Annotated in this window: 16 protein-coding genes and 2 rRNA genes (1 of these 18 cut by a window edge); 7 read left to right on the forward strand and 11 right to left on the reverse strand. The window is 68.8% G+C overall.

The features are described from left to right. From BJ969_RS03880 to ilvD, 3 genes are all read left to right on the forward strand, one after another. Positions 1-2873 (forward strand): 23S ribosomal RNA (locus BJ969_RS03880) (it extends 209 nt beyond the left edge of the window). A gap of 117 nt (positions 2874-2990) precedes the next feature. Beyond that, a 5S ribosomal RNA gene (gene rrf, locus BJ969_RS03885) occupies positions 2991-3108 on the forward strand. A gap of 190 nt (positions 3109-3298) precedes the next feature. Further along, positions 3299-4993: a dihydroxy-acid dehydratase gene (ilvD, locus tag BJ969_RS03890; protein ID WP_184477372.1), complete on the forward strand. Its 1695-nt coding sequence runs from the start codon at positions 3299-3301 to the stop codon at positions 4991-4993. A gap of 398 nt (positions 4994-5391) precedes the next feature. Here the strand turns inward: ilvD and BJ969_RS03895 are convergent, their stop codons facing one another. The 6 genes from BJ969_RS03895 to BJ969_RS03920 form a co-directional block, all read right to left on the reverse strand. Beyond that, positions 5392-6150, reverse strand: coding sequence for an anti-sigma factor (locus BJ969_RS03895; RefSeq protein WP_184484758.1), 759 nt, complete (start codon positions 6148-6150; stop codon positions 5392-5394). Next, on the reverse strand, positions 6147-6746 hold the full coding sequence (sigK, locus tag BJ969_RS03900) for an ECF RNA polymerase sigma factor SigK (RefSeq protein ID WP_184477375.1): 600 nt from the start codon (positions 6744-6746) through the stop codon (positions 6147-6149). Before sigK ends, BJ969_RS03895 begins: the two co-directional genes overlap by 4 nt. 96 nt (positions 6747-6842) lie before the next feature. Next, on the reverse strand, positions 6843-8120 hold the full coding sequence (locus tag BJ969_RS03905) for an SAM-dependent methyltransferase (RefSeq protein ID WP_184477377.1): 1278 nt from the start codon (positions 8118-8120) through the stop codon (positions 6843-6845). Further along, positions 8117-8845, reverse strand: a complete 729-nt coding sequence (locus BJ969_RS03910; RefSeq protein WP_184477379.1) for a DUF1365 domain-containing protein — start codon at positions 8843-8845, stop codon at positions 8117-8119. The genes BJ969_RS03905 and BJ969_RS03910 overlap by 4 nt, the downstream gene beginning before the upstream one ends. Next, positions 8842-10113: an NAD(P)/FAD-dependent oxidoreductase gene (locus BJ969_RS03915; protein ID WP_184477381.1), complete on the reverse strand. Its 1272-nt coding sequence runs from the start codon at positions 10111-10113 to the stop codon at positions 8842-8844. The genes BJ969_RS03910 and BJ969_RS03915 overlap by 4 nt, the downstream gene beginning before the upstream one ends. Next, complete coding sequence (locus tag BJ969_RS03920) at positions 10110-10805, reverse strand: alpha/beta hydrolase (protein WP_246456672.1); 696 nt, start codon at positions 10803-10805, stop codon at positions 10110-10112. Before BJ969_RS03920 ends, BJ969_RS03915 begins: the two co-directional genes overlap by 4 nt. A gap of 110 nt (positions 10806-10915) precedes the next feature. Between BJ969_RS03920 and BJ969_RS03925 the strand changes: the two genes are divergently transcribed. Beyond that, positions 10916-12187, forward strand: coding sequence for a class I SAM-dependent methyltransferase (locus BJ969_RS03925; RefSeq protein ID WP_343071208.1), 1272 nt, complete (start codon positions 10916-10918; stop codon positions 12185-12187). Then, positions 12184-12957: a DUF1295 domain-containing protein gene (locus tag BJ969_RS03930; protein ID WP_184477385.1), complete on the forward strand. Its 774-nt coding sequence runs from the start codon at positions 12184-12186 to the stop codon at positions 12955-12957. The genes BJ969_RS03925 and BJ969_RS03930 overlap by 4 nt, the downstream gene beginning before the upstream one ends. A 10-nt stretch (positions 12958-12967) precedes the next feature. Here the strand turns inward: BJ969_RS03930 and BJ969_RS03935 are convergent, their stop codons facing one another. Continuing rightward, the gene (locus BJ969_RS03935) at positions 12968-14218 is read right to left on the reverse strand and encodes an amidohydrolase (RefSeq protein ID WP_184477387.1); all 1251 of its coding nucleotides are present in this window, start codon (positions 14216-14218) and stop codon (positions 12968-12970) included. Between the two features lie 626 nt (positions 14219-14844). Between BJ969_RS03935 and BJ969_RS03940 the strand changes: the two genes are divergently transcribed. Further along, on the forward strand, positions 14845-15801 hold the full coding sequence (locus BJ969_RS03940; RefSeq protein WP_343071209.1) for a sporulation protein: 957 nt from the start codon (positions 14845-14847) through the stop codon (positions 15799-15801). A 235-nt stretch (positions 15802-16036) separates the two neighbouring features. Here the strand turns inward: BJ969_RS03940 and BJ969_RS03945 are convergent, their stop codons facing one another. The 4 genes from BJ969_RS03945 to BJ969_RS03960 form a co-directional block, all read right to left on the reverse strand. Beyond that, entirely contained in the window at positions 16037-17071 is a 1035-nt protein-coding gene (locus BJ969_RS03945) for a family 2 encapsulin nanocompartment cargo protein polyprenyl transferase (protein ID WP_184477391.1), read from the reverse strand. Positions 17072-17086: 15 nt separating this feature from the next. Continuing rightward, positions 17087-18502: a family 2B encapsulin nanocompartment shell protein gene (locus BJ969_RS03950; RefSeq protein WP_184477393.1), complete on the reverse strand. Its 1416-nt coding sequence runs from the start codon at positions 18500-18502 to the stop codon at positions 17087-17089. A gap of 59 nt (positions 18503-18561) precedes the next feature. Further along, entirely contained in the window at positions 18562-20484 is a 1923-nt protein-coding gene (locus BJ969_RS30745) for a terpene synthase family protein (protein WP_184477395.1), read from the reverse strand. Between the two features lie 249 nt (positions 20485-20733). Continuing rightward, positions 20734-22140, reverse strand: coding sequence for a family 2B encapsulin nanocompartment shell protein (locus tag BJ969_RS03960; protein ID WP_184484763.1), 1407 nt, complete (start codon positions 22138-22140; stop codon positions 20734-20736). 729 nt (positions 22141-22869) lie between these two features. On the opposite strand from BJ969_RS03960, the gene BJ969_RS03965 reads away from it, so the two are divergent. Beyond that, positions 22870-23136: a helix-turn-helix domain-containing protein gene (locus BJ969_RS03965; RefSeq protein WP_184477397.1), complete on the forward strand. Its 267-nt coding sequence runs from the start codon at positions 22870-22872 to the stop codon at positions 23134-23136. Positions 23137-23850: the final 714 nt, after the last annotated feature.

Below are 23850 nucleotides of genomic sequence, written 5' to 3' on the forward strand. Positions count from 1 at the left end.
CCCGTAGGAAGAGAAAACACTGGTGATTCCGTGAGTAGTGGCGAGCGAAAGCGGAGGAGGCTAAACCGGGCGCGTGGGATACCTGGCAGGGGTTGCGTGTTCGGTGTTGTGGGGCATTACTGGAGGAGGCTGCCGGCTCTTCAGCGTGGTTGTGTGTGTTAGTTGAACAGGTTGGGATGCCTGGCCGGAGTGGGTGAGAGTCCCGTAGGCGAAAATGCACATGGCGCGTGTGGTGGTGTTCCCGAGTAGCAGCGTTTCCGTGGAGGGTGCTGTGAATCTGGCGGGACCACTCGCTAAGCCTAAATACTTCCTGGTGACCGATAGTGGATAGTACCGTGAGGGAATGGTGAAAAGTACCCCGGGAGGGGAGTGAAATAGTTCCTGAAACCATGTGCCTGCAATCCGTCAGAGCGTGACCTTTTGGGGTTGTGTGATGGCGTGCCTTTTGAAGAATGAGCCTGCGAGTTGCTGCTGCGTGGCGAGGTTAACCTTGTGTGGGGTAGCCGGAGCGAAAGCGAGTCTGAAGAGGGCGTTGAGTCGCGTGGTGCAGACCCGAAGCGGAGTGATCTACCCATGGCCAGGGTGAAGCGCGGGTAAGACCGTGTGGAGGCCCGAACCCACCAGGGTTGAAAACCTGGGGGATGAGTTGTGGGTAGGGGTGAAAGGCCAATCAAACTCCGTGATAGCTGGTTCTCCCCGAAATGCATTTAGGTGCAGCGTTGCGTGTTGCCTGGGTGGGGTAGAGCACTGGTTGGTTGATGGGCCTTATGGGTTACTGACGTCAGCTAAACTCCGAATACGCCTGGGTTGAGCGTGGCAGTGAGACGGTGGGGGAGAAGCTTCATCGTCGAGAGGGAAACAGCCCAGAACACCGGCTAAGGCCCCTAAGTGTGCGCTCAGTGGGAAAGGATGTGGGATTGCCCAGACAACCAGGAGGTTGGCTTAGAAGCAGCCATCCTTGAAAGAGTGCGTAATAGCTCACTGGTCAAGTGGTCCTGCGCCGACAATGTAGCGGGGCTGAAGTGCACCGCCGAAGCCGTGTCAATCAAGTTTTGCTTGGTTGGGTAGGGGAGCGTCCTGCATGCAGTGAAGCGTCGCCGTAAGGCTGGCGTGGAGTGTGTGGGAGTGAGAATGCAGGCATGAGTAGCGAGAGCAGAGTGAGAATCTCTGCCGCCGATTGACTAAGGGTTCCTGGGGCAGGTTCGTCCGCCCAGGGTGAGTCGGGGCCTAAGGCGAGGCCGACAGGCGTAGTCGATGGAGAACGGGTTGATATTCCCGTACCCGTGTGCACGCGCCCATGGTGAAACGGTTGAGACTAACCATCCGCGAGCATGGTGGCTCTTCGGAGTTGTTGTGTGAGTGCATGGGACCTGATTCCGCGGTAGTCAAGTGATGGGGTGACGTAGTGGGGTAGCTGTGCCAGTGAGTGGTAGTACTGGTGTAAGCCTGTAGCCTGTCGTCTAGGTAAATCCGGGCGGCGTGAAGGGTGAGGGGTGATGCGTAGCCGTTGTGGTGAAGTCAGTGATCCCGTGCTACCGAGAAAAGCCTCTAGCGATGTGTGTGCATGGCCCGTACCCGAAACCGACACAGGTGGTCAGGTAGAGTATACCGAGGCGGTCGGGTGAACTGTGGTCAAGGAATTCGGCAAATTGCCCCCGTAACTTCGGGAGAAGGGGGGCCACGGCTGGTGATCATCCTTGCGGTGGGAGCTGGTGGTGGCCGCAGAGGCCAGGGAGAAGCGACTGTTTACTAAAAACACAGGTCCGTGCGAAGTCGTAAGACGATGTATACGGACTGACGCCTGCCCGGTGCTGGAACGTTAAGAGGACCCGTTAGCATCTTTTGGTGTGAAGCGGAGAATTTAAGCGCCAGTAAACGGCGGTGGTAACTATAACCATCCTAAGGTAGCGAAATTCCTTGTCGGGTAAGTTCCGACCTGCACGAATGGCGTAACGACTTCTCCGCTGTCTCGACCACAGGCCCGGTGAAATTGCAGTACGAGTAAAGATGCTCGTTTCGCGCGGCAGGACGGAAAGACCCCGGGACCTTTACTATAGCTTGGTATTGGTGTTCGGTGCGGCTTGTGTAGGATAGGTGGGAGACTGTGAAGCGTTCACGCTAGTGGGTGTGGAGTCGTTGTTGAAATACCACTCTGGTCGTTCTGAGCATCTGAACCTCGGACCCTGATCGGGTTCAGGGACAGTGCCTGGTGGGTAGTTTAACTGGGGCGGTTGCCTCCCAAAGGGTAACGGAGGCGCCCAAAGGTTCCCTCAGCCTGGTTGGTCATCAGGTGTTGAGTGTAAGTGTATAAGGGAGCTTGACTGTGAGACTGACAGGTCGAGCAGGTGCGAAAGCAGGGACTAGTGATCCGGCACTGGCAGGTGGAAGCGGTGTCGCTCAACGGATAAAAGGTACCCCGGGGATAACAGGCTGATCTTGCCCAAGAGTCCATATCGACGGCATGGTTTGGCACCTCGATGTCGGCTCGTCGCATCCTGGGGCTGGAGTTGGTCCCAAGGGTTGGGCTGTTCGCCCATTAAAGCGGCACGCGAGCTGGGTTTAGAACGTCGTGAGACAGTTCGGTCCCTATCCGCCGCGCGCGTAGGAGATGTGAGGAAGGCTGTCCCTAGTACGAGAGGACCGGGACGGACGGACCTCTGGTGTGCCAGTTGTTCCGCCAGGAGCAGGGCTGGTTGGCTACGTTCGGGAGGGATAACCGCTGAAAGCATCTAAGCGGGAAGCCTGTTCCAAGATGACGTCTCCCACCCTTTGTGGGTTAAGGCCTCCTAGAGATGATGGGGTTGATAGGCTCGGCATGGAAGCACAGTAATGTGTGGAGTGGACGGGTACTAATAGGCCGAGGACTTGTTCACAAAGATTGCTACGCATCCACTATACGGTGTCTGAGACAACAACTTTGGGTTGTTGATTTCTGAATAGGTTTCACCACGGTGACCGGTGTGCTGGTTGTTTTGTGGTGTATGTGGTTTGTCGGTGGTTTTAGCGGAGCGGGGAACGCCCGGTCCCATTCCGAACCCGGAAGCTAAGCCCTCCAGCGCCGATGGTACTGCACTCGATAGGGTGTGGGAGAGTAGGACACCGCCGACAATACTCATCGGGAAACGCCCCACAGTCATGGACTGTGGGGCGTTTTCGCTATTCCAGGGCGTTCCGGACATCGGCCGCGTTCCACTTCGCCCTCCAGATGACCACCTGGAGGGTTTTGTCATGCCGGAATCCTCCTCGTGGCCCCTCGGCTGTGGTGTCCCATTCGGTCGCCGCAGCTACAGTCGGCCAGATGACTAGCGGCGAGCACACCGGACCACGGAACTTGAAGCCTCGCAGTCACGAGGTGACCGACGGGATCGAACGTTCCCCGGCCCGCGGCATGTTGCGGGCGGTGGGCATGCAGGACGCCGACTTCGCGAAACCCCAGATCGGGGTGGCCTCCTCCTGGAACGAGATCACGCCGTGCAACCTCTCGCTGCAACGATTGGCGACGGCCGGCAAGGAGGGCGTGCGCGAAGCCGGTGGCTTCCCGATGGAGTTCGGGACCATCTCGGTGTCCGACGCCATCTCGATGGGACACGTCGGCATGCACTACTCGCTGGTGTCGCGCGAGATCATCGCTGATTCGGTCGAGACGGTGATGCAGGCCGAGCGGCTGGACGGCTCGGTGCTGCTGGCGGGCTGCGACAAGAGCCTGCCGGGCATGCTGATGGCCGCTGCCCGGCTGAACCTCGCCTCGGTCTTCGTCTACGCGGGTTCGACGTTGCCCGGCAAGGTCGACGACCGCGAGGTGACGATCATCGACGCGTTCGAGGCCGTGGGGGCGTGCGCGCGAGGACTCATCGGTGAGGACGAGGTGGAACGCATCGAGCGGGCCATCTGCCCGGGCGAAGGCGCCTGCGGCGGGATGTACACGGCGAACACCATGGCGTGCGCGGCCGAAGCATTGGGCATGTCGCTGCCGGGGTCCGCGAGTCCGCCGTCGGTGGACCGGCGCCGCGACGTGAGCGCCCGAGACGCAGGCCGGGCCGTGGTGGGCATGCTGGAGCGGGGACTGACGACCCGCGACATCCTCACGAAGGAGGCGTTCGAGAACGCCATCGCGGTGGTGATGGCCTTCGGCGGGTCGACGAACGCGGTGCTGCACCTGCTCGCGATCGCGAAGGAAGCGGAAGTCGATCTGCGGCTGGAGGACTTCAACCGGGTCGGCGACCGGGTCCCGCACCTGGCGGATGTGAAACCGTTCGGCAAGCACGTGATGCCGGCGGTGGACCGCATCGGCGGGGTGCCGGTGGTGCTGAAGGCATTGCTCGATGCTGGCCTGGTGCACGGTGACTGCATGACGGTCACCGGGCGCACCCTCGCGGAGAACCTCGCGGAACTGGACCCGCCGGAGCTCGACGGCGAGGTGGTGCACGAGTTGTCGAACCCGCTGCATCCCACGGGTGGCCTGACGATCCTGCGCGGTTCGCTGGCTCCGGAAGGTGCGGTGGTCAAGAGCGCGGGCTTCGAATCCGAGTCGTTCGAGGGGACCGCACGGGTCTTCGACGGCGAGCAGAGCGCGATGCAAGCGGTGGAGGACGACACGCTCCGAGCCGGCGACGTGGTCGTGATCCGGTACGAAGGCCCGCGGGGCGGCCCGGGAATGCGGGAGATGCTGGCCGTGACGGGCGCGATCAAAGGGGCGGGGCTGGGCAAGGACGTCCTGCTGCTCACCGACGGCCGCTTCTCCGGCGGCACGACCGGGTTGTGCATCGGCCATGTCGCCCCCGAAGCCACGGACGGCGGCCCGATCGCGCTCGTCCACGACGGCGATCCGATCCGCCTCGACCTCAGAGCGCGCACCCTCGACCTGCTAGTCGACGAGGCCGAACTGACCCGCCGCCGCACCGCCTGGACGCCACCCGCCCCGAAGCACCCCCACGGAGTCCTCGGAAAGTACGCCCGCCTCGTCGGCTCAGCCGCCGAAGGCGCCATCTGCTGACCCCACCAAAGTGAACGGCCCGCCCGCCCAACGACACGGGACGAACAGTCCGCTCACCCCAACTGCCCGCACCGGTACCCCGCCACCGCCGAATCGCTCACGTGCCGTTGATGGATCCGAGCGGGATCAAGTGAACGGACCGTTCGTCCAATGGGATTGGGCGAACGGACCGTTCACCCCGAAAACCCACCCCCGAATCGCCACCCGCGGGATCGAGTGAACGGACCGTTCGCCCAACGAGATGGGACGAACGGTCCGTTCACTCCAGATGACGGCACCGGCGCCGCACCGGGTGGGGCGCTCAGGTGCTGGTGGCGGGGTGGAGTGGGAGTGAGTGAACGGACCGTTCGTCCAACGGGATTGGGCGAATGGTCCGTTCACTTCGGGAGGTGTTGGGGTCAGGTGGTGGGGAGGGTCATGATCGGGGTGGTGGTGGGGGAGGGGGAGCCGCCGGGGGGTTCGATGGTGATGCCGAGTTGGGCGGTGTTGGCGGGCATGGCGGCGATGAGGGGTTCGGTGCGGTCGGCGGTGGGCGCGGTGAGCAGGCCCGCTGAGGTGGCGGTGCCGCCGGGTTCGATGAACCACAGCTGGTAGACGCGGTCACCGGGCGCGGGTGCCATGCCGGTGGTCATGAACATCGCTTTGCCCTGCTGCGCGGACAGGACCGTGGTCGCCCGCATCCCGTCGGGACCGGGCGCGTTGATCACCCGGGCGTCGGGGGACTGCAGCACCGCGGAGATCTCGGCGCCGCGCTCGCCGGCGGCGATCATGCGGTCGCGGGTCGCGTCGAGTTCCTGCTGCGCGCGTACCGCGACGATGCCGAAGACCGCGGCCAGCGCGACTCCGACGGCGGCGGCCGCGACCGACAACCGGGTTCCCCAGGGGAGGTGCGTCCGCCGCCGTCCGGTGCGGGCGAGGACCGGTGGTGGCGGGTCCTGCCGGGTCTGGCTGATCTCCGCGAGCACCCGCTGCTTGAGCTCGTCCGGCGGAGCGGTGTGCTCGGCCGCTCCGAGCCGGGCGGCCGCTTCGCGCAGTTCCCCCACTTCGAGGCGGCAGTCCTCGCAGGTGGTCAGGTGCACTTCGAATTCTGCTCGTTCGTCGTCGGGCAGCGCGTTGACGACGTAGGCGCCGGTCAACGTGGCGAGCTCGGAGCTCATCGGCCCACCCCCAGGCAGTCGCGCAGTCGGATCAGCCCGTCTCGCAGCCGTGTCTTCACGGTGGACGCGGGTGCGTCGAGCAGGCCGGCGGCTTCCCGGTAGGTGTAGCCGCGGTAGTAGGTCAGCAGCACGGATTCGCGCTGCAGCTCGGTGAGGGTGGTCAGGCAGCGTCGCACTTGCCGCTGCTCCCACCGGGTGGTGACGGATTCGGTGACTTCGTCGAACGGCCTGCTGTGCTGCTGCGCGCCGACGCGGGCTTCGCGGTCGCGCCCGGCTTGGGCGGAGCGGACCCGGTCGACGGCGCGGCGGTGCGCGAGGGTGAGCACCCAGGTCTGCACGCTGCCGCGGTCGGGCCGGTAGTGGGTGGCGCGCCGCCACACTTCGACGAGCACTTCCTGGGTGACCTCTTCGGACTGCGCGGCGTCCCGCACGACGCGTTGGATCAGGGCGAACACGGAACCGGCGAGCAGGTCGTAGAGCTGCTCGAAGGCGCGTTCGTCCCCTTTGGCGACTTCGGCGATCAGTGCGCGGGCGTCGGGTCCGTCGTCGTCGGGCGGTGTCCACCGCTGAGGTCGGGAGTGTGGTCGTTCTTGCATTCCGTGGTCCCTTCACCGCCGTGCCGGGTGGGATCGTGTCGAGTCTGCAGGGTCGAGCGCGTCGGTGTGCGGGTGGCGCCCGCGCACCTGCCGGGGTCAGGTGAGCGCTTTGCGGTATCCGAGCTGCCACACGTCGAGGTATCCGGCGCGAAATCCGGCTTCGCTGTAGGCGAGGTAGAACTCCCACATCCGGTGGAACCGGTCGCTGAAGCCTTGCGCGGTGATGTCGTCCCGGTTCCGGCGGAAGGTGTCCCGCCAGGTGCGCAGCGTGGTGGCGTAGTCGGGCCCGAAGGAGTGCCGTTCGGTGCCGCGTAAGCCGGTGTGCTCGCGGACGGTCTGCTCGATCGCGCGCAGCGAGGGGATTTCGCCGCCGGGGAAGATGTACTTGTGGATCCAGGTGTGCGATCGACGGCTGGCGAGCATCCGGTCGTGCGGCATGGTGATGGCCTGCAACCCGATGCGCCCGCCGGGCGCGAGCAACCGGTCCAGCGCGGCGAAGTAGCCGGACCAGTACTCGGAGCCGACGGCTTCGATCATCTCGACGCTGACGATCGCGTCGTAGGAGCCCGCGGCGTGGCGGTAGTCGCGCAGCTGCACGTCGACGCGTTCGGTGAGTCCGGCGTCGGCGATGCGCCGCTGGGCGAGCTCCCGCTGCTCGGTGGACAGGGTCAGCGTGGTGACGTGCGCTCCTCGTTCGGCGGCGCGGATCGCGAGCGCACCCCACCCGGTGCCGATCTCCAGCAGCCGGGTTCCGGCGCGGACTCCGGCGAGGTCGAGGACGCGGTCCATCTTGGTGCGCTGCGCCGCGGCGAGGTCGGAGGCACCGGCGGTGAAAAGCGCCGACGAGTAGGTCATGGTCTCGTCGAGGAACGCGGCGAACACGTCGTTGGACAGGTCGTAGTGCCGTTCGATGTTGCGCCGCGACCCGGTGGTGGTGTTGCGTTCGCTGCCGGGCTTGGGGGCGTCGACCCACCGCCGGAGGCCCTGCAGCGGTTTCGGCACGAGCGTGGCGAGGCGTTCGGCGAACGGGGTGAGCAGGTCGGCGGGCTGGGGGCTGTCCCACTCCTCGGCCATGTAGGACTCGCCGAAGCCGATCTTCGAGTCGGCGCCGAGGCGGTGGAAGAACGCGCCGGGGTCGAGGATCCGCATCAGCGGTGCTCCGGCGCCGCCCGCGCCGAGCCGTTCGCCACCGGCGAGCGCGACGCGCACGGGCAGGTCGCGCACCGCGTGCCGGAACACCTTCTCGGCGAAGTGGGCGCGCACGGGCGAGTGCGGTGCCGGCCCGAGCAGGTCCCACGGAGCTCGCCCGGTCGCGTCGGACCGGTCGGGCTCGGCCGATCCGGTGCGGGGCGGTGTCGGGAGGGTGATGCTCATCGGATGCCTTCCTGGTGGACGTGCGGGCGTCGGGGGACGATGCGGAGCCCGCGCAGCCACAGCGCGATGCCGTGGCGCCGGATCAGCGCGGAAACCCGGTGCGGCACGAGCGGTCGCCGCAGCACGGCTCGCGCGATGGCCTTGGTCGTGGCGGGTTCGCGGGTGCCGGTGAGCACCGCGGTCAGCAGCGGCCGGTGCTCGTCGCGCAGCCGGATGCGGACGTGCAGGCGGTCGCCGGGCGGCTGGAACCGCATCTCGTAGCGGCCCTGTTCGGGCAGGAACGGGGAGACGTAGAACTCCTTGTCCACCTCGGCTCGCCCGGAGTCGTCGGGGTGCAGCAGGTACGCGTGCCGTTCGCCGTAGGTGTTGTGCACTTCGGCGACGATGCAGCGCAGCGCCCCGTCGGGCCGGTGGCACCAGTACACGGTGATCGGGTTGAACACGTGCCCCAGCACGCGGGGATGCGCCAGCATCAGGACCCGCCCGCCGTCGAGCTCCACGCCGCGCAGCGCGAGCCAGCGCTCCAGGTTCCGGCGGATGCTGCGGCGGGGATCGCCGAGGTGGTCGGAGGCGTCGAAGTGGGCGAACGGCCGCAGCCACCGCGGCGGCCGCGGCAGGTCGTCGAGGTCGACGAGCCAGGTGTAGAGCGGGTGCCGGAAGTGGTTCGGCACGTCGCCGTGCCGGGTGTGGGTGATGGCGCCGTGGTAGATCGAGGCGCTGGTCATGCGGGCCACCCCGCGCCGAACGCTTCGGCGGCCCGGACTCCGCTGGCGCAGCCGTCCTCGTGGAACCCCCACCCGTGGTAGGCGCCGGCGAACCGGGTGCGGGCATCGCCCAGTTCGGGCAGATGGCGTTGCGCCGCAACGGAATCCGGCGTGTAGACGGGGTGCCGGTAGTGCATCCGGGCGAGGACGCGGTCCGGGCGCACCCGCCCCGCCGGGTTGAGGGTGACCAGGTAGTCCTCCGGTTCGGCGAGCCGCATCAACCGGTTCATGTCGTAGCTGACCAGCACGTGCCCCGGATCGGCAGCGCAGCTCGGCTTGTGGTGGTTCCACGAGGCCCGCGCACCGGGCGCGGCGGGGAGCACGCTCGTATCGGTGTGCAGCCACGTCTCGTTCTCCGAGTAGCCGAACGCACCCAGCACCTTGGTCTCGGCGGGCGTGGGGTCGGCCAGCAGCGCCAGGGCCTGATCGGCGTGGCAGGCCAGCACCACGCGATCGACCCGGTGCGATCGGTCGCTCTCGTCCCGGATCTCGACGTGCTCACCGGTGCGCTCCACCGACCGCACCGGAGTGCTGATGTGCACTGCGGACAGTCCGGCGGCGGCGCGGCGCACGTACTCCCGCGAGCCGCCGACCACCGTGCGCCAAGTCGGCGAGCCGGAGACGGACAGCATCCCGTGGTGGCGCAGGAACGCGAACAGGTAGCGCGCCGGGTAGCGCTTGCTCGCTTCGAAATCCGCCGACCACACCGCCGACACCAGCGGCAGCGCGAAGTGGTGCACGAAGTACCGCGAAAAGCCCTGCCCGTCGAGGAAATCGCCCAGCGTCACCGCATCCGCCTGCTCGCCGGGGGCGTCGAGCAGCCGGTTCGCGGCCCGGTGGAACCGCGCGACCTGCGCCAGCATCGCCAGGTAACGCGGGCGCACGACGTTGCCGCGCTGCGCGAACAGCCCGCCGAGCCGCTTCGCGCCCGCGTACTCCAGGCCGCATTCGGCGCAGGACACGCTCATCGACATCTCGGTGTCGCGGGTGCGGACCCCGAGTTCGCCGAACAACCGCAGCAGGTTCGGGTAGGTGCGTTCGTTGTGCACGATGAACCCGCTGTCCACTGGGACAGTGCGGCCGTCGGCGGTGGTGAGGCCATGGGTGTGCGCGTGCCCGCCGAGCCGGTCGTCGGCTTCGAACAGCAGCACGTCGTAGCGGCGCCGCAACAGGTGCGCGGCGGTGAGCCCGGACACTCCTGCGCCGATGACGGCCACGGTCTCGCTCATCGCTGCTCCTCGTTTCCCGTCGCCAGTTCACGGACGAATCGCCTGGTCAGCACTTCCCATTCGGTCCAGCGGCGCACCATGGCGTGGCCGGCGCCGGACACCCGCACGTACGTCACGGACGGCGGCCTCGGCAGCTGCAGCGCCCGGCGGGCGTAGTCGGCGGACTGCTCGGGGGAGGTGATCCGGTCGGCGTCGCCGTGCGCGATGAGCACCCGGCCGCCCGTGAGCTGCTCGATCGGCTCGCCCGGTTCCAGCCAGGGAGCCAACCCGCACACGCCGTCGACCGCCTCGTCGCCCGCCAGGCGCAGCGCCACCCGGCCGCCCAGGGAATGCCCGACCAGCACGATCCGCGCCGTCGGATGTTCTGTCTTGATGCGTTCCAGCGCCCAGCGCGCGTCGGTCAACGCGTCCAGCGCCGGTTCGTTCCACCCGCGCAGCCGGTTGCGCAGCAGCCACACCTGGGCGGCGCTGCCCGCCGTCGCCTGGCGCAACGACCGGGCCATCACGTGCATCCGCTGGTAGGCGAGCTGGTAGCGGCGCACCGGGGCCTGGCTGGTGGCCCGGCCTCCGTGCAGGACCAGCACGACGGTCCGGGGCGCGTCCGCGCGGGAGCGCAGGACGTGCACCGCGGGTCGCGGTGGGAACTGCCCGGCCGTGTCGCCGAGCCGCTGCTGGGTGTGCATACCCGCCATTCGGAGCTCGCCCCCGCCCGGACTGGTCTCAGTGATCCGGATCACGAAGACCGATCGGCACCCGCCCCTGCTCCGAATGCGGGATGTCGGCGACCGAGGAAGGGGTTCGTGTGTCCGAACTGCGAAAGCGCCAGGGTGCGGCGAGCCGGATCGAGCGCGCGGTGCGCGACCTCATCGGCATCTCGCTGCCGGTGGGGCTGACGGCGTGGGACGGCAGCACCGCCGGGCCGCCCGGCTCCCCGCGCGTCGTGTTGCGCAACCGCCGCGCGCTGCGCCACGTGCTGTTCAGCCCGGGTGAGCTGGGGTTGGCGCGGGCCTACGTGAGCGGTGATCTGGACGTGGAAGGCGACCTGGCGGAGGGCCTGCGCCGGTGCTGGGCCGCGTTCCGCGAGCAGCGCGCCGGACGGGTGCGGTTCGGGCCGGCGCAGTGGCGGCGGCTGCTGGCCGAAGCGTTCGCGCTCGGGGCCGTGGGGCCGCGACCGGCACCGCCAGCCGGTGAGGCGAAGCCGAGCGGCCGGCTGCACAGCCGCCGCCGCGACCGGGAAGTGATCGCGCACCACTACGACACCGGCAACGAGTTCTACGAGCTGCTGCTCGACCCGAGCATGGCCTACTCCTCCGGCTACTGGACCGGGGACGGCGACGATTACGGCCTCGCGGAGGCGCAGCGGGACAAGCTGGACCTGATCTGCCGGAAGCTCGGGCTCACCGAAGGGACCCGGCTGCTCGACGTGGGGTGCGGCTGGGGCTCGCTGATCCTGCACGCCGCGCGGCACCACGGGGTGCGGGCCACCGGCGTGACGCTCTCCGCGCAGCAGGCCGCGCACATCCGGGGCCGAGTCGACGAGCTGGGCCTGCAGGAACTGGTCGAGGTCCGGTTGCAGGACTACCGGGAGATCGACGACCAGCCCTTCGACGCGGTCGCGTCGATCGAGATGGGCGAGCACGTCGGCGAAAGCCAGTACCCCGTGTACGCGGCGGCGCTGCACCGGCTGCTGCGATCCGGCGGCACGCTGCTGATCCAGCAGATGTCGCGGGCGGGCAACGCCCCCGGCGGCGGCGCGTTCATCGAGGCCTACATCGCCGCCGACATGAGCATGGTCCCGGTGGGCCGCACCCTCGGGCACCTGGAAGAGGCAGGTCTGGAAATCCGCGACGTGCAGGCGATGCGCGAGCACTACGCGCGCACCGTCGCGGTGTGGGCGCGGACGCTGGAGGACGACTGGGAACGCGCGGTCGCGCTCCTCGGCGTCGAGCAGGCCCGGACCTGGCGGCTGTACTTGGCGGGCGGCGGGCTCGCCTTCGAGGAGAACCGCATGGGCGTCAACCAGATCGTCGCCGTGAAGAACGCCGCCGCGCCGCACCGGGGGAACGTCCGGTGAGCGGGGCGGTGTTCCTCGCGGCGCCGATCGCGGCCCTGAGCACGGTGCTGCTCACCTTCGCGATCGCCCGGCTGCGGGGGCGCTACGACACCATTGACTCGGTGTGGGGCGCCGGGTTCGCCGTGATCGCCGTGGTGAGCGCGCTGGCCGGTACCGGCTCGGTGACCGGGTGGGCGGTGGCGGCGCTCACCGCGGTGTGGGGCGTGCGGCTCTCCGCGCACCTGCACCACCGGAACTCGGGGAAACCGGAGGACCGGCGGTACCAGGACATGGCGGCCCGCTACGGCGAACGGGCCTGGTCGTTGATGTTCGTGCGCGTCTACCTCGTGCAAGGCGTGGTGATGTGGTTCGTGTCGTTGCCGGTGCAGGCGGCGCAGACCGTCGACGCGCCGGGACTCGGACCGCTGGGCTGGGCCGGAATCCTGGTGTGGGCGGGCGGATTCGTCTTCGAAGCCGTCGGTGACGCGCAGCTGAGCCGGTTCCGCGCCGACCCCGCCAACGCGGGCACCGTGCTCGACACCGGCCTGTGGCGCTACACCCGGCATCCGAACTACTTCGGCGACGCCTGCGTCTGGTGGGGCCTCTACCTGCTGGCGTGCCAGAGCTGGCTCGGGGCGGCGACGGTGCTCTCGCCGGTGCTGATGACGTGGCTGCTGGCCAAGGGCTCGGGGAAACCGCTGCTGGAACGCGGACTCCGCGAACGCCGGCCCGCCTACGCGGCCTACGTCGAGCGCACCAGCGGGTTCGTCCCGCTACCGCCGCGCCGGTGAGCCGCGCCCGTCAGCCGTCGAGGTGGTGCAGTGCGGCGGTGACGAGCGTCTCCACCCCGGCCGACAGAGTCGGATGCAGGTCCGGGGCGAACTGCGGCGAGTGGTTCGACGGGATGTCCTGATCGACCGTGCCCGCCTCCGACGCCGTGACGAAGCGCTGCGCGTCGGTGCCGCCGACGAACCAGAACACCGACGGGACCCCGCTCGCCCGGCCGAACTCGCCGAAGTCCTCGCTGCCCGTGACGATCGGCCCCGGATGGACCCGCCGCTCGCCGAAGACCTCGCGGAAACGCGTGCTCAGCGACTCGGTGGCGGACTCGTCGTTCACCGTCAGCGGGTAGGACTCCACGACGGTGATCTCAGGTTCGCGAGCGGCCCCGGCGGCCACCGCCTCGGCGCGGACGATCCGGCGAACCGCGTCGAGCACCTTCCCGCGGACCTGCTCGGTGAACGACCTGATGCTCAGCTGCAGATCGGCCTCGTCGGGGATCACGTTGTCCTTGCTGCCCGCGTTGAGCGCGCCGACGGTGACGACCGCCGAATCCGTCGCCGCCACCTCGCGGGACACGATGGTCTGCAGCCGCAGCACCGTGGCGGCGGCCATCACCACCGGATCGACCGTCGTCTCCGGCCGCGAACCGTGACCGCCGCGGCCGAACATCCGCACGTGAACGGTGTCGCTGGCGGACATCGCGAGGCCGGGGCGGGTGAACACGTGCCCCGCCGGCATCGGGCCGACGTGCTGGCCGAGCACCACATCCGGCGTGCCGAATCGCTCGAACAACCCGTCCTCGATCATGGTTCGGGCGCCGCTGCCGCGTTCCTCGGCGGGCTGCAGGACGAACAGCACCGTGCCCGCCCAGTCCGCCCGCCGGGAGCCCAGGACCTTCGCCGCGCCCAGCAGCCAGGTGACGTGCATGTCGTGGCCGCAGGCGTGCGCGACCGGCACCTCCTCCCCGGCGTCGTTCGTGGTGACCTGGGTGCTGGCGTAGTCCAGCCCCGTCTGCTCGCGCACCGGGAGCGCGTCCATGTCGGCCCGCAGCAGCACGGTCGGCCCCGCGCCGTTGCGCAGCACGCCGACCACTCCGGTCCGGCCCACCTCGGAGGTGACCTCGCAGCCCGCGTCGCGCAGGGCGCGAGCGCCGACGTCCGCGGTGCGGTGCTCGGCGAACCCGAGCTCCGGGTGGCGGTGCAAGTCCACGTAACAGCGCTCCAGCTCGGGCAGCGCCGCGTCCAGTTCGGGGAACGAGCCGGAAGGCATGAGCTCTCCTGTCTCCGGGTGAGGGCGTTCGGTGACTCCGCAGAGGCGATCTTCGGCCACGCGCCCGCCCCCCGCCACCAGGCACCCCCGCGAAGCGGTTCGAGTGAACGGACCGTCCGTCCAACCTCGCTGGACGAACGGTCCGTTCACCCGCCACCGCGCACCCCGCCCACTCGAACCTCCACCCGGCCCGCCAGCGGCGACGCGGGAATGCGGGTCGGAGTGAACGGACCGTTCGTCCAATCCCGCTGGACGAACGGTCCGCTCACTCCACCTAAACGCGGATCGAGCAGTCTCCGGCGTGCGACGCCGCGCCCGGGCGGTGGTTCGGGGAGCGAACCTCGGGAGTGAGCGGACCGTTCGTCCAATGCCGTTGGACGACAGGTCCGTTCACTCCATTGCTGTGCCGATCCGCTGCGTGCACGTGGGCTGGGGCCTTCGGGAGACCTCGGGTGGATGTCGGTGGTGTGGCTTTGGATGTTTGCGCTCCGTCGTTCGGCGGATCTTCGCGGGGGCCTGTGCGACGAGCGGTTCCGTTGATAGCGCGCGAATCGGACATTGGGGCAAGATCGGACGTGGGGCAGGGGCTCGTATGATGATCTTGAAACGACTGGGAGGTCGCGTTGGTGTTCAAGAAGATGCTGCGGGCGTTCGGGATCGGCGGTCCCACCGTCGACACGGTGCTCTCCGAACCGCACGTGTACCCGGGCTCCACCCTCTCCGGTGAGGTTCGCATCGCCGCCGGCGACGGAGAGGTCGACATCGAGCGGGTGACGCTGCGGTTCGAGGCGCGCTCCGAGCTGGAACGCGGAGATGAGCAGCACGACGCCACCGTCGAGTTCCTGCACGCCATCGTCGCCGAGAATTTCCGCGTCGAGGCGAACGAGCACAAGGTGATCCCCTTCGCGATTCCCGTGCCGTGGGAGACCCCGCTCAACGTCGTCGACGGCCAGCAGCTGCCGGGAGTGCAACTCGGCGTGCGGACCGAACTCGCCGTCGCGAAGAGCGTGGACAAGGGCGACCTCGACGGCTTGTTCGTCGCGCCGCTGCCCTCGCAGTCCAGGGTGCTGGACGCATTCGGCGCCCTCGGCTTCCAGTTCAAGTCGACCGACCTGGAGATCGCGCAGCTGGCAGGCATCGAGCAGCAGCTGCCGATGTTCCAGGAGATCGAGTTCTACGCGCCGCACCAGTACGAGGGCCGCATCAACGAGGTCGAGCTGACCTTCGTGGCCGACGCGGAGGGCCTGCACGTCGTCCTCGAAGCAGACCGGCGGGGCGGGCTGTTCCGCTCGGGGGAGGACGCGTTCGGCCGGTTCCACCGGACGCACGCGGAGGCGGAGCAGGTCGACTGGGTCGCGGAGCTGACCCGCTGGCTCGACGAGGTCGCCCAGCGCGGCGGACTGTTCGGCGGCGGCCACGAGCACGGCCACCACGAGCACCACGAGGAACAGCGCGGCGGCCCCGGCTGGGGTGGCGTCGCGGCCGGAGCCGCGCTCGGCGTGGGCGCGGGCATCGTGGGCGGCATGGTCGTGGGCGAAGTGATGGACGAAGCAGGCGACTTCTTCGAGGGCGACGAGGACTGACCGCCCCCGACCCGCGGCAGCTGCCACCGGCGTTGTGAGTGAACGGACCGTTCGTCCAACCGGCTTGGACGAACGGTCCGTTCACCAAATCCGCTGAGCGCGGCGCCCGTGGCGGCCACGTGGTTCGCCGCGGCGGAATGACGATGGGTGAACGGACCGTTCGTCCAGAACGATTGGACGAACGGTCCGTTCACTCCACCTGATTGCCCGGCGCACGGCGGCGTGCGCGGCTCCCTCAGTGTCGGCGTCGGGTGAGCATGTGCGTGAGCTCGGTGAGCTCCGCGGCCGGCCCCGGCTCGGGGTCGGCGGTGTTGAGGTGGTGCAGGGCTTCCGCTTCCAGCGTGCCGATGTGGGTGCGGCTCCAATCCCTGGCACCGGAGTCGGACACCAGCCGCGCGGCGCGGACGGCGTCCTGCTCGGACAGCTCGCGGCCGTCCGCGTAGAGCTCCGCCAGTTCCCGGCCCGCCGCGGTGCCGGAGTTCAACGCCGCCACCACCGGCAGCGACTTCTTCCGGTTCCGCAGGTCCGAATGCACCGGTTTCCCGGTCACCGCCGGATCCCCCCAAATGCCCAGCACGTCATCGACCAGCTGGAACGCCAGGCCGAGGCGGAACCCGAAGCGCCGCAGGTGCTCGACCCGCTCCTCGCTCGCCCCGCCGAAGAACGCGCCGAGGGCGCAACTGCAACCGAGCAGCGCCCCCGTCTTCGACCCGACCATCGTGAGGCATTCGGGCAGGGCCACGTCCGAGCGCCGCTCGAACGACATGTCGGAGCTCTGCCCGTCCACCAGGTCCAGCACGGTGGCGTTGAGCTCCTTGAGCCCCGCGATCGCCGCCGGGTGCCCGCTGCTGGTGAGCACCTCCGCCGCCAGCGTGAGCAGCGCGTCACCGGCGAGGATCGCCGGTCCGGAGCCGAACACGCTCCACGCCGTGGGCCGGTGCCGCCGGGTCAGGTCGCCGTCCATCACGTCGTCGTGCAGCAGCGAGAAGTTGTGCACCAGCTCCACCGCGACCGCCGCGGGCAGCACCTGCTGCGGATCCGCGCCCACGGCGCGTCCGGCCAGCAACACCAACGTCGGCCGGATCGCTTTGCCCTGGTCTTCGTCCACCGGCGCGCCGTGCTCGTCCCGCCAGCCGAAGTGGTGGCCGACGATGCGCTGCATCGACTCGGGCAGCGAACCGACTGCGGCGCGCAGCGCGGGGTCCAGGAAGTTCCGGCCCGTGCGCAGCGTGTCGGTCACCGTTCGCGCCCGTCCCACTTGTGCAGTCATCTCCGCCGGTCTCCTTCAACGGGTGGTTTCGACGTGTTCGAGCACCCCGAGCGCGTCGGGGACCAGCACTGCGGCCGAGTAGTACGTGCTGACCAGGTAGGACACCACGGCGTGCTCGTCCATCCCCATGAAGCGCACGTTGAGGCCGGGTTCGTACTCGTCGGGGATGCCGGTCTGGCGCAAGCCGACGACTCCGTTGTCCTCGGCGCCGGTGCGCATCGCCAGGATCGAGCTGGTTCCGGCTTCGGTGACGGGGATCTTGTCGTTGGGCAGGATCGGCACCCCGCGCCACCCGGTCACGCGCACGCCTTCGACCTGCACCGTCTCCGGCAGCACGCCCCGGCGGTTGCATTCCCTGCCGAACGCCGCGATCGCCTGCGGGTGGGCCATGAACAGCCGGGTCTTGCGGCGCTTGGAGAGGAGTTCGTCGAGGTCGTCGGGGGTGGGTGGGCCGGTGCGGGTGTGGATGCGTTGGGAGAGGTCTGCGTTGTGGAGGAGTCCGAAGTCTGGGTTGTTGATGAGGTCGTGTTCTTGGCGTTCGCGGAGTGCTTCGATGGTGAGGCGCAGCTGCTGCTCGGTCTGGTCCATCGGCGTGCTGTAGAGGTCGGACACGCGGGTGTGCACCCGCAGCACGGATTGCGCGACCGCCAGTTCGTACTCACGGGGCGCGGTCTCGTAGTCGACGAACGTCCCGCCGAGCGCCGCTTCTCCGGTGTGCCCGGAGTGGATGCCGATCTCCGCTTCACCGTGCTTGTTCTGCGACTGCACCGGACGCGACCGGACTTCGTCCAGGTGCGCGCGCAGCGCTTCGGAACGGGCCGCGGTCTGTTCGATCACGTCGCCGCGCAGTTCGAGCACGGTGCAGGTGGTGACGGTCTTGACTGTGAACTTCCAGGTCCCGTCCTGGTCGACCAGCAGGCCGGAGCCGGCGTGGTCGCCGTCGGCGAGCAGGCCGAGCACCGCGTCGTCGCCGTACTCGCCGGCGGTCAGCTTGTGCGCTTTCCCGTGCGCCAGCAGCAGGATTCGGTCCACGGCCGATCCGGCTTCGGCCAGCACTTCGCCGGGCCCGTACTCGCGTTGCACGAACCGGTCGGCTAGCGCGCCGAGCACGTCGGCGTCGTCGAATCCCCGCAACGCCGGCAGTTCCTGGAGCTCCTGCGGCACCACCCGCACTTCCCGGCCGGTGCTGACGAACGTGACGCGCCCGTCGCCGAGGGTGTAGGTGAGCCGCCGGTTCACCCGGTAGGTGCCCGAGCTCGCCTCCACCCACGGCAGGGTCCGTTGCAGCCAGCGGGATGTGATGCCCTGCATCTGCGGCGGGGTCTTGGTCGTCGTCGACAGGTTCCGCGCCGCCGCGGTGCCCAGGCTCAGTGCGGGGCGAGCGCCGGAACCCACGTCGGTCGGGTCCTCGGTGTTGGTCTCGCGGGTCATGCAGTCACCATTCCCGTTGTCGTTGCTGGAAGAACCGGGCCCCGCCGGGGCCCGGAGGACTAGCCGGGTGTTCGGCGCAGGAAGCGCTGGCGCGGAAATCCGGGCCGCCCGAGAGCCCGGCGGGCCCGGCGCGGCCGGTCGCCGGTGCCCGCGTAGCGACCGGTGACGGAGATCCACCGCAGCTCGCCCGCCGTCCACTGCTGCAACCCGCGCACGTACCGCTCCAGCCGAGTGCCGGCCGCTGCGGTGAGCTCGAATTCTTCGACCAGCACGGGAATCTCCCGATGCGCGATCGACTCGAACCGCCGCAGGCGGGCCGTGCACATGTCGTCCGCGATCGCCACCGCCTGGTGCGGGCCGCAGCAGAGGAAGGCCGCGATCGCGGTGACCACGTCCGGCACCGGGTGGGCTTCCGCTGGTCCGGCGCGGTAGCGGAACAGGTCGTGGCGCAGGGCTCCGACCTCGGCGAACGTCGTCGCCATCGTCCGCATCGGGACGGTCGCGAACAGTTCGGCCGGGATTCCCGGCGCATGCCGGTGGCGCAGGAGCGCGGCGGTGAGCTCGCCCCCGCAGGTGCGGCGCCGCGATGCGAGCAGTTCCAGCGGATCCGCCGTCTCCGCGGCGCCCAATTCCGCCGCCCGGAGTTCGAGCATCTCCGCGAGCCGAACCGCGATCTCCCTGCGCGGCCGGGAGCCGAGGTCGGCGGTGGTGCGCCGCCACACGTCGGTCAACGCCCGTTCCCACGAGGCCCCCGCGGCCCGCGAATCCGGGCGCAGCAGCTGGGGGAGCCTGCTCAGGAACTCGGCTCCTCCGCCGGAGGCGATCAGGTGGTCGTCGGCGCGCCACGACCACACTTGGCGGTCGGCGGCCAGCCCCAACTCCGCCTCGTCCGCGTCCGGCTCGGTCAGCGCGGCCAGCAGCGCGTAGTCGGCGGCGTCGAAACCCGAGGGCGTCCATTGCCGCATCGCCGGTTCCGGGGCGCCGCCGTCGAGCAGCCCGTGCTGCCGCGCCCAAGCGCGGGTGTGCCGCCTGGCCGCTTCGAGCCTGGGATTCGGATGGGTGTCGAAGGGCATGAAGAAGTCCGGCAGCCGCACCCGGTTCGCCGTGCGCTGCCTCGCCGGGGCGGGCCGGGTCGCCGCTTCGACCTCGGCCTCCGCCGCGTTCGGCCGCCACGCCAGCATCCCGGCCAGCCAATCCCGCAGACCTTGCACGTAGCGGAGCACCGTCTCGCGCTGCGCCTCGTCCCGGCAGGCCGCGAGCAGCGCGGGCAGCTCAGCGGAGGTCAGCTCGTCGAACCGCTGCGACCGCCGCGCCTGCAGATCGCCGAGCATGGCCATGGCCAGCGGGCGGGACTGCCCGAAGTGCCGTTGCAGCACGACGACGCTGCCGGAACGCTCGGCGTCCTCCGACGCGGGATCCCACGGCGATCGAAGCAGCACCACGTCGCAGAACGCGTTGTGCACCGCGCGGAAAGCCGCACCACCGGTGACCTCGGCGGGGAGCGTGGTGCGCAGTCCGTACGCCACCAACTGCGCCGCCCACGGACCTGGGCCGGGTCCGCGCCCCAGCTCCAGGTGGTCGATCGGATTGGGCACTCGGGACACCACCGACCCGGCCGACTCCGCCGGCTGCCCGCGCAGCAGGTCGATCAGCGCGGTATCGAGCTGCCACCGCCACGACGGAGCGACCCGTGCGCGCAGGTCGCACAGGCCGCGCTCGACCGGGTCAGCGGCGTCCCTGGGAACACTTCCGCCCGGCGGACCGGCCAGGTTCGCCCGCAGCTTCGCCGCGTAGCGCTCGGCCGTGGCCGCCTGGCGGTGTCGCCGCAGGTGGTGGCGCACCGCGTCCACCCACACCCCGAAGCAGGCGATCAGCGCCAGCTCCGGGCCCGGGACATCGGGATGCGTCCAGGCGGCGAGCAGCACCTGGTCCCGGATGCCGGATGCGGGAACTCCGAAGTCGGTGGAGCCTGCTGTGGGCACCACCTCTTCCGGAGCTTGTCGCCCGGAAGCGCACTGGACGGCGTCCGGTGCGCCCCCGGGCCGGGTCGGGGAGCCGGGTCCACCCGGCTCCGACTCCTGACGCGGACCGGATAAGTCCACATCGGACAGCAGCAGGCCTTGGTCCCGCGCCCATCGCGCGGTGTTCGCGTACGCGCGGTCCACGTTCGGGTTCAGCCGTGCGCCGCACGGCTCACCCCAACTCGTGATCTCCAAGGCCCGCATCCCGGATCAGCCCTCGCGACCGATCTCGACGTGCTCCAGCACGCCGAGTGCGTCGGGGACCAGCACTGCGGCGGAGTAGTAGGTGCTGACCAGGTACGAGATCACCGCGCTCTCGTTGATGCCCATGAACCGCACCGACAGCCCCGGCTGGTACTCGTCGGGGATGCCGGTCTGGTGCAGGCCGACCACGCCCTGGTTCTGCTCGCCCGCGCGCATCAGCATGATCGAGCTGGTGCGGGTCTCCGAGATCCCGATCTTGTTGCACGGCAGCAGCGGCACGCCGCGCCACGCCGGGATCTGATGGCCCTGGAAGTCCACGTTCTGCGGGTACAGGCCGCGCTTGCTGCACTCGCGGCCGAACGCGGCGATCGCGCGCGGGTGGGCCAGGAAGAAGCTCGGTTCCTTCCACACCGTGGAGAGGAGTTCGTCGAGGTCGTCGGGGGTGGGTGGGCCGGTGCGGGTGTGGATGCGTTGGGAGAGGTCTGCGTTGTGGAGGAGTCCGAAGTCGGGGTTGTTGATGAGGTCGTGTTCTTGGCGTTCGCGGAGTGCTTCGATGGTGAGGCGCAGCTGCTGCTCGGTCTGGTTCATCGGCTGGTTGTAGAGATCCGCGACCCGGCTGTGCACCCGCAGCACCGTTTGCGCCACGCTCAGCTCGTACTCGCGCGGGGCGAGCTGGTAGTCCACGTAGGTCCCGGCGAGCGGGTGCTCCCCGGTGTGCCCGGAGTGGATGTCGATCTCCGCTTCACCGTGGTCGTTCTGCGCCTTGCCGGGAGCCGTCCGCACCTGGTCGAGGTGCGCGCGCAGCGGCTCGGCGGCGTTCATCTCCTGCAGGCTCTGGTGCCGCAGGGCCAGCAACGTGCCCGAGGTGACGGCCTTGATCGTGTGGCTCCAGGTCTGGTCCGCCGAGACCAGCGCGCCCTCGCCGAAGTAGTCGCCGTCGGCGAGCACGCCGAGCACCGCGTCATCGCCGTACTCGCCACGGCCGAGCTTGTTCACCTTGCCGTGCGCGAGCAGGAACACCTGGTCCACGGCGCTGCCGGCTTCGACGATGACGTCGCCGGGCTCGAAGTTCTGCTGCACGAAGCGGTCGGCGAGCGCGCCCAGCACCGACTCGTCGTCGAATCCCCGCAGCAGCGGCAGTTCGCGCAGTTCTTGGGGGATCACGCGGACGTCCGAGCCGGTGTTGGTGAAGGTCACCCGCCCGTCGCCCAGGGTGTAGGTGAGCCTGCGGTTGACCCGGTAGGTCCCGCCCGTCGCCTGGGTCCACGGCAGCATCCGCAGCAGCCAGCGGGACGTGATGCCCTGCATCTGCGGTGGGGTCTTGGTCGTTGTCGCGAGGTTGCGCGCTGCCGCCGTCCCCAGGCTCAGCTGCGGCTGCTCGTTCTCGTCGACACCCGAATCCGCCACGGTCACGACGTACACCACCTAATCTTTCGTATGGGGTCAGGGAAACGGCGCCGAATGCGCCGGTGGAGCGGATGCGCTGGGCCGGCGGGCGGTGCCCGCCGATCCGGAGCGCATCGACCGGTCCGGATCGGGAGGGGCCGCGACACGGATCGATTCGGCAACGGCTCGACCCGATATGAACCGGGTCGAGCCGAAGTGGTTTGGGTGAATGGATAGACGCCGACGTGGAAACCGGGCATCGGCGAAATGCGTGCTCATTTCCTGGCGGGAGAGACGCTAGCACCGCCGGATGGAGCCGTACAGTCACCCGAAGGTGCTAAGCCTGGCTGTGCTGTTTGCGCCCAGTAGCGAAATCTGCGGCCATCCGCGATTCGACTTTTGCAGCCACGAAAAGTAGTTGTAGCTGTAATCAATTCATCGTTCTTTGGTCTATTTGATATCCGGAGTCATGGGGTGTGCACGGATCGGATCGGTTCGGGGTGGAGTGCTGGTCCGAACGGGGGGTGTGCGGAGGTGTTCGCTGCGAACCGGTTGCGAACCGGTTGGATCGATGCAGTACCGTTCAGCGGTTGAATGCGACCTCGACGAGTCGAATTCGGCCCTGTGGAAATAGTCTCGGGCTCGACGTGTGCTCGGAGTTCCCTGGTCGGTGCGGGGATCTCCGGGGAGCCGTCTCGTAGCCTGGTTCCGCGCGTGCGTCCGCGGGGTCGGTCGGGGGTGAAGGAGGGTGACCGGATGCGGTGGAACCTGCGGCTGGCTGCGGCCAATCGCGGCATTTGGAAGGCGGGTGACCTGCAACGCAGGCTCGCCGAGCGGGGCATGGTGATCTCGGCCGGCAAGATGTCCGCGCTGTGGTCCGGCCAGCCGGGCAGCGTCAAGCTCGACGACCTGGACGTGCTCTGTGCCGTCCTCGGCTGCGGGGTGGACGAGCTGCTGATCCCGCAGCCTGAGCGGGTAGGCGGCGCTCGTGCGGCGGAATCGGAGCATTCGGATCCGGTGTGATCGCACGCATCGCGCGGGCGTGTCGTGCGCGAAATACCCTGGGCGGACGGAATTGCGGAAGAGTGGAATCGGTGAGGTCGATCACTCATCTGTTTTTGGAGTGGTTTCGGCTCCAGTGGTGACGGCGTGGCGTCTGCCGTTCCGATTCCCGGTTCCGCAAGGGTGGGCCTGTCGGGTCGGCGGTCGCCGGAAATGGGGTGGATCTCCACTGCCGCGGCGACGAATTCCGCCACTGCCGGACGCGCGGACGACGATCCGCCCGGTACTCCCGATTGTTGGTGGCCACCCGAATCATCGGTTCTCTTCCGGCTCGGCATGATGTTGAAGCGGTGGCCGGCCTGAGGCGGTGTCTCCGTGAAAGCAACAGGTGAAACGACGTCCAAATAGGACGAATCGTGCCCCGTAGGGCTGTGGGGAAGTGGTTCGTCCACGTTGGTGCGGCTCCGGTTGCCGGGCGTGAATCCGGACGCGGAGAGTCAGTTCGTGTTTCAAGATCCACCTGATCGGGTCGATCGAGTGGATCAATCGGGTCTGGTTCGCTCCGCGACATTCCGCGCATGGCCGTCCGGCGGCTATCACTGGAGCGACCGAGTGCGATCAGAGGGGGGTCCGATGCTGGGGTTCGGACGGAAGAACAGGCGTCCCACCGAGGGTTTCGGAGATCCCCGAGCACGAGCCGGAACCCGCTGCGTCCGAGCGCTGCTGTCGCTGGGC

This window comes from Saccharopolyspora gloriosae (assembly GCF_014203325.1).
Classification (GTDB): Bacteria; Actinomycetota; Actinomycetes; order Mycobacteriales; family Pseudonocardiaceae; genus Saccharopolyspora_C; species Saccharopolyspora_C gloriosae.

Bases quoted from the DNA above. Each gene is read 5' to 3' on its own strand.
- ilvD (WP_184477372.1), top strand. From the start codon at position 3,299: ATGACTAGCGGCGAGCACACCGGACCACGGAACTTGAAGCCTCGCAGT.
- BJ969_RS03895 (WP_184484758.1), bottom strand. From the start codon at position 6,150: ATGAGCTCCGAGCTCGCCACGTTGACCGGCGCCTACGTCGTCAACGCG.
- sigK (WP_184477375.1), bottom strand. From the start codon at position 6,746: ATGCAAGAACGACCACACTCCCGACCTCAGCGGTGGACACCGCCCGAC.
- BJ969_RS03905 (WP_184477377.1), bottom strand. From the start codon at position 8,120: ATGAGCATCACCCTCCCGACACCGCCCCGCACCGGATCGGCCGAGCCC.
- BJ969_RS03910 (WP_184477379.1), bottom strand. From the start codon at position 8,845: ATGACCAGCGCCTCGATCTACCACGGCGCCATCACCCACACCCGGCAC.
- BJ969_RS03915 (WP_184477381.1), bottom strand. From the start codon at position 10,113: ATGAGCGAGACCGTGGCCGTCATCGGCGCAGGAGTGTCCGGGCTCACC.
- BJ969_RS03920 (WP_246456672.1), bottom strand. From the start codon at position 10,805: ATGGCGGGTATGCACACCCAGCAGCGGCTCGGCGACACGGCCGGGCAG.
- BJ969_RS03935 (WP_184477387.1), bottom strand. From the start codon at position 14,218: ATGCCTTCCGGCTCGTTCCCCGAACTGGACGCGGCGCTGCCCGAGCTG.
- BJ969_RS03945 (WP_184477391.1), bottom strand. From the start codon at position 17,071: ATGACTGCACAAGTGGGACGGGCGCGAACGGTGACCGACACGCTGCGC.
- BJ969_RS03950 (WP_184477393.1), bottom strand. From the start codon at position 18,502: ATGACCCGCGAGACCAACACCGAGGACCCGACCGACGTGGGTTCCGGC.
- BJ969_RS03965 (WP_184477397.1), top strand. From the start codon at position 22,870: ATGCGGTGGAACCTGCGGCTGGCTGCGGCCAATCGCGGCATTTGGAAG.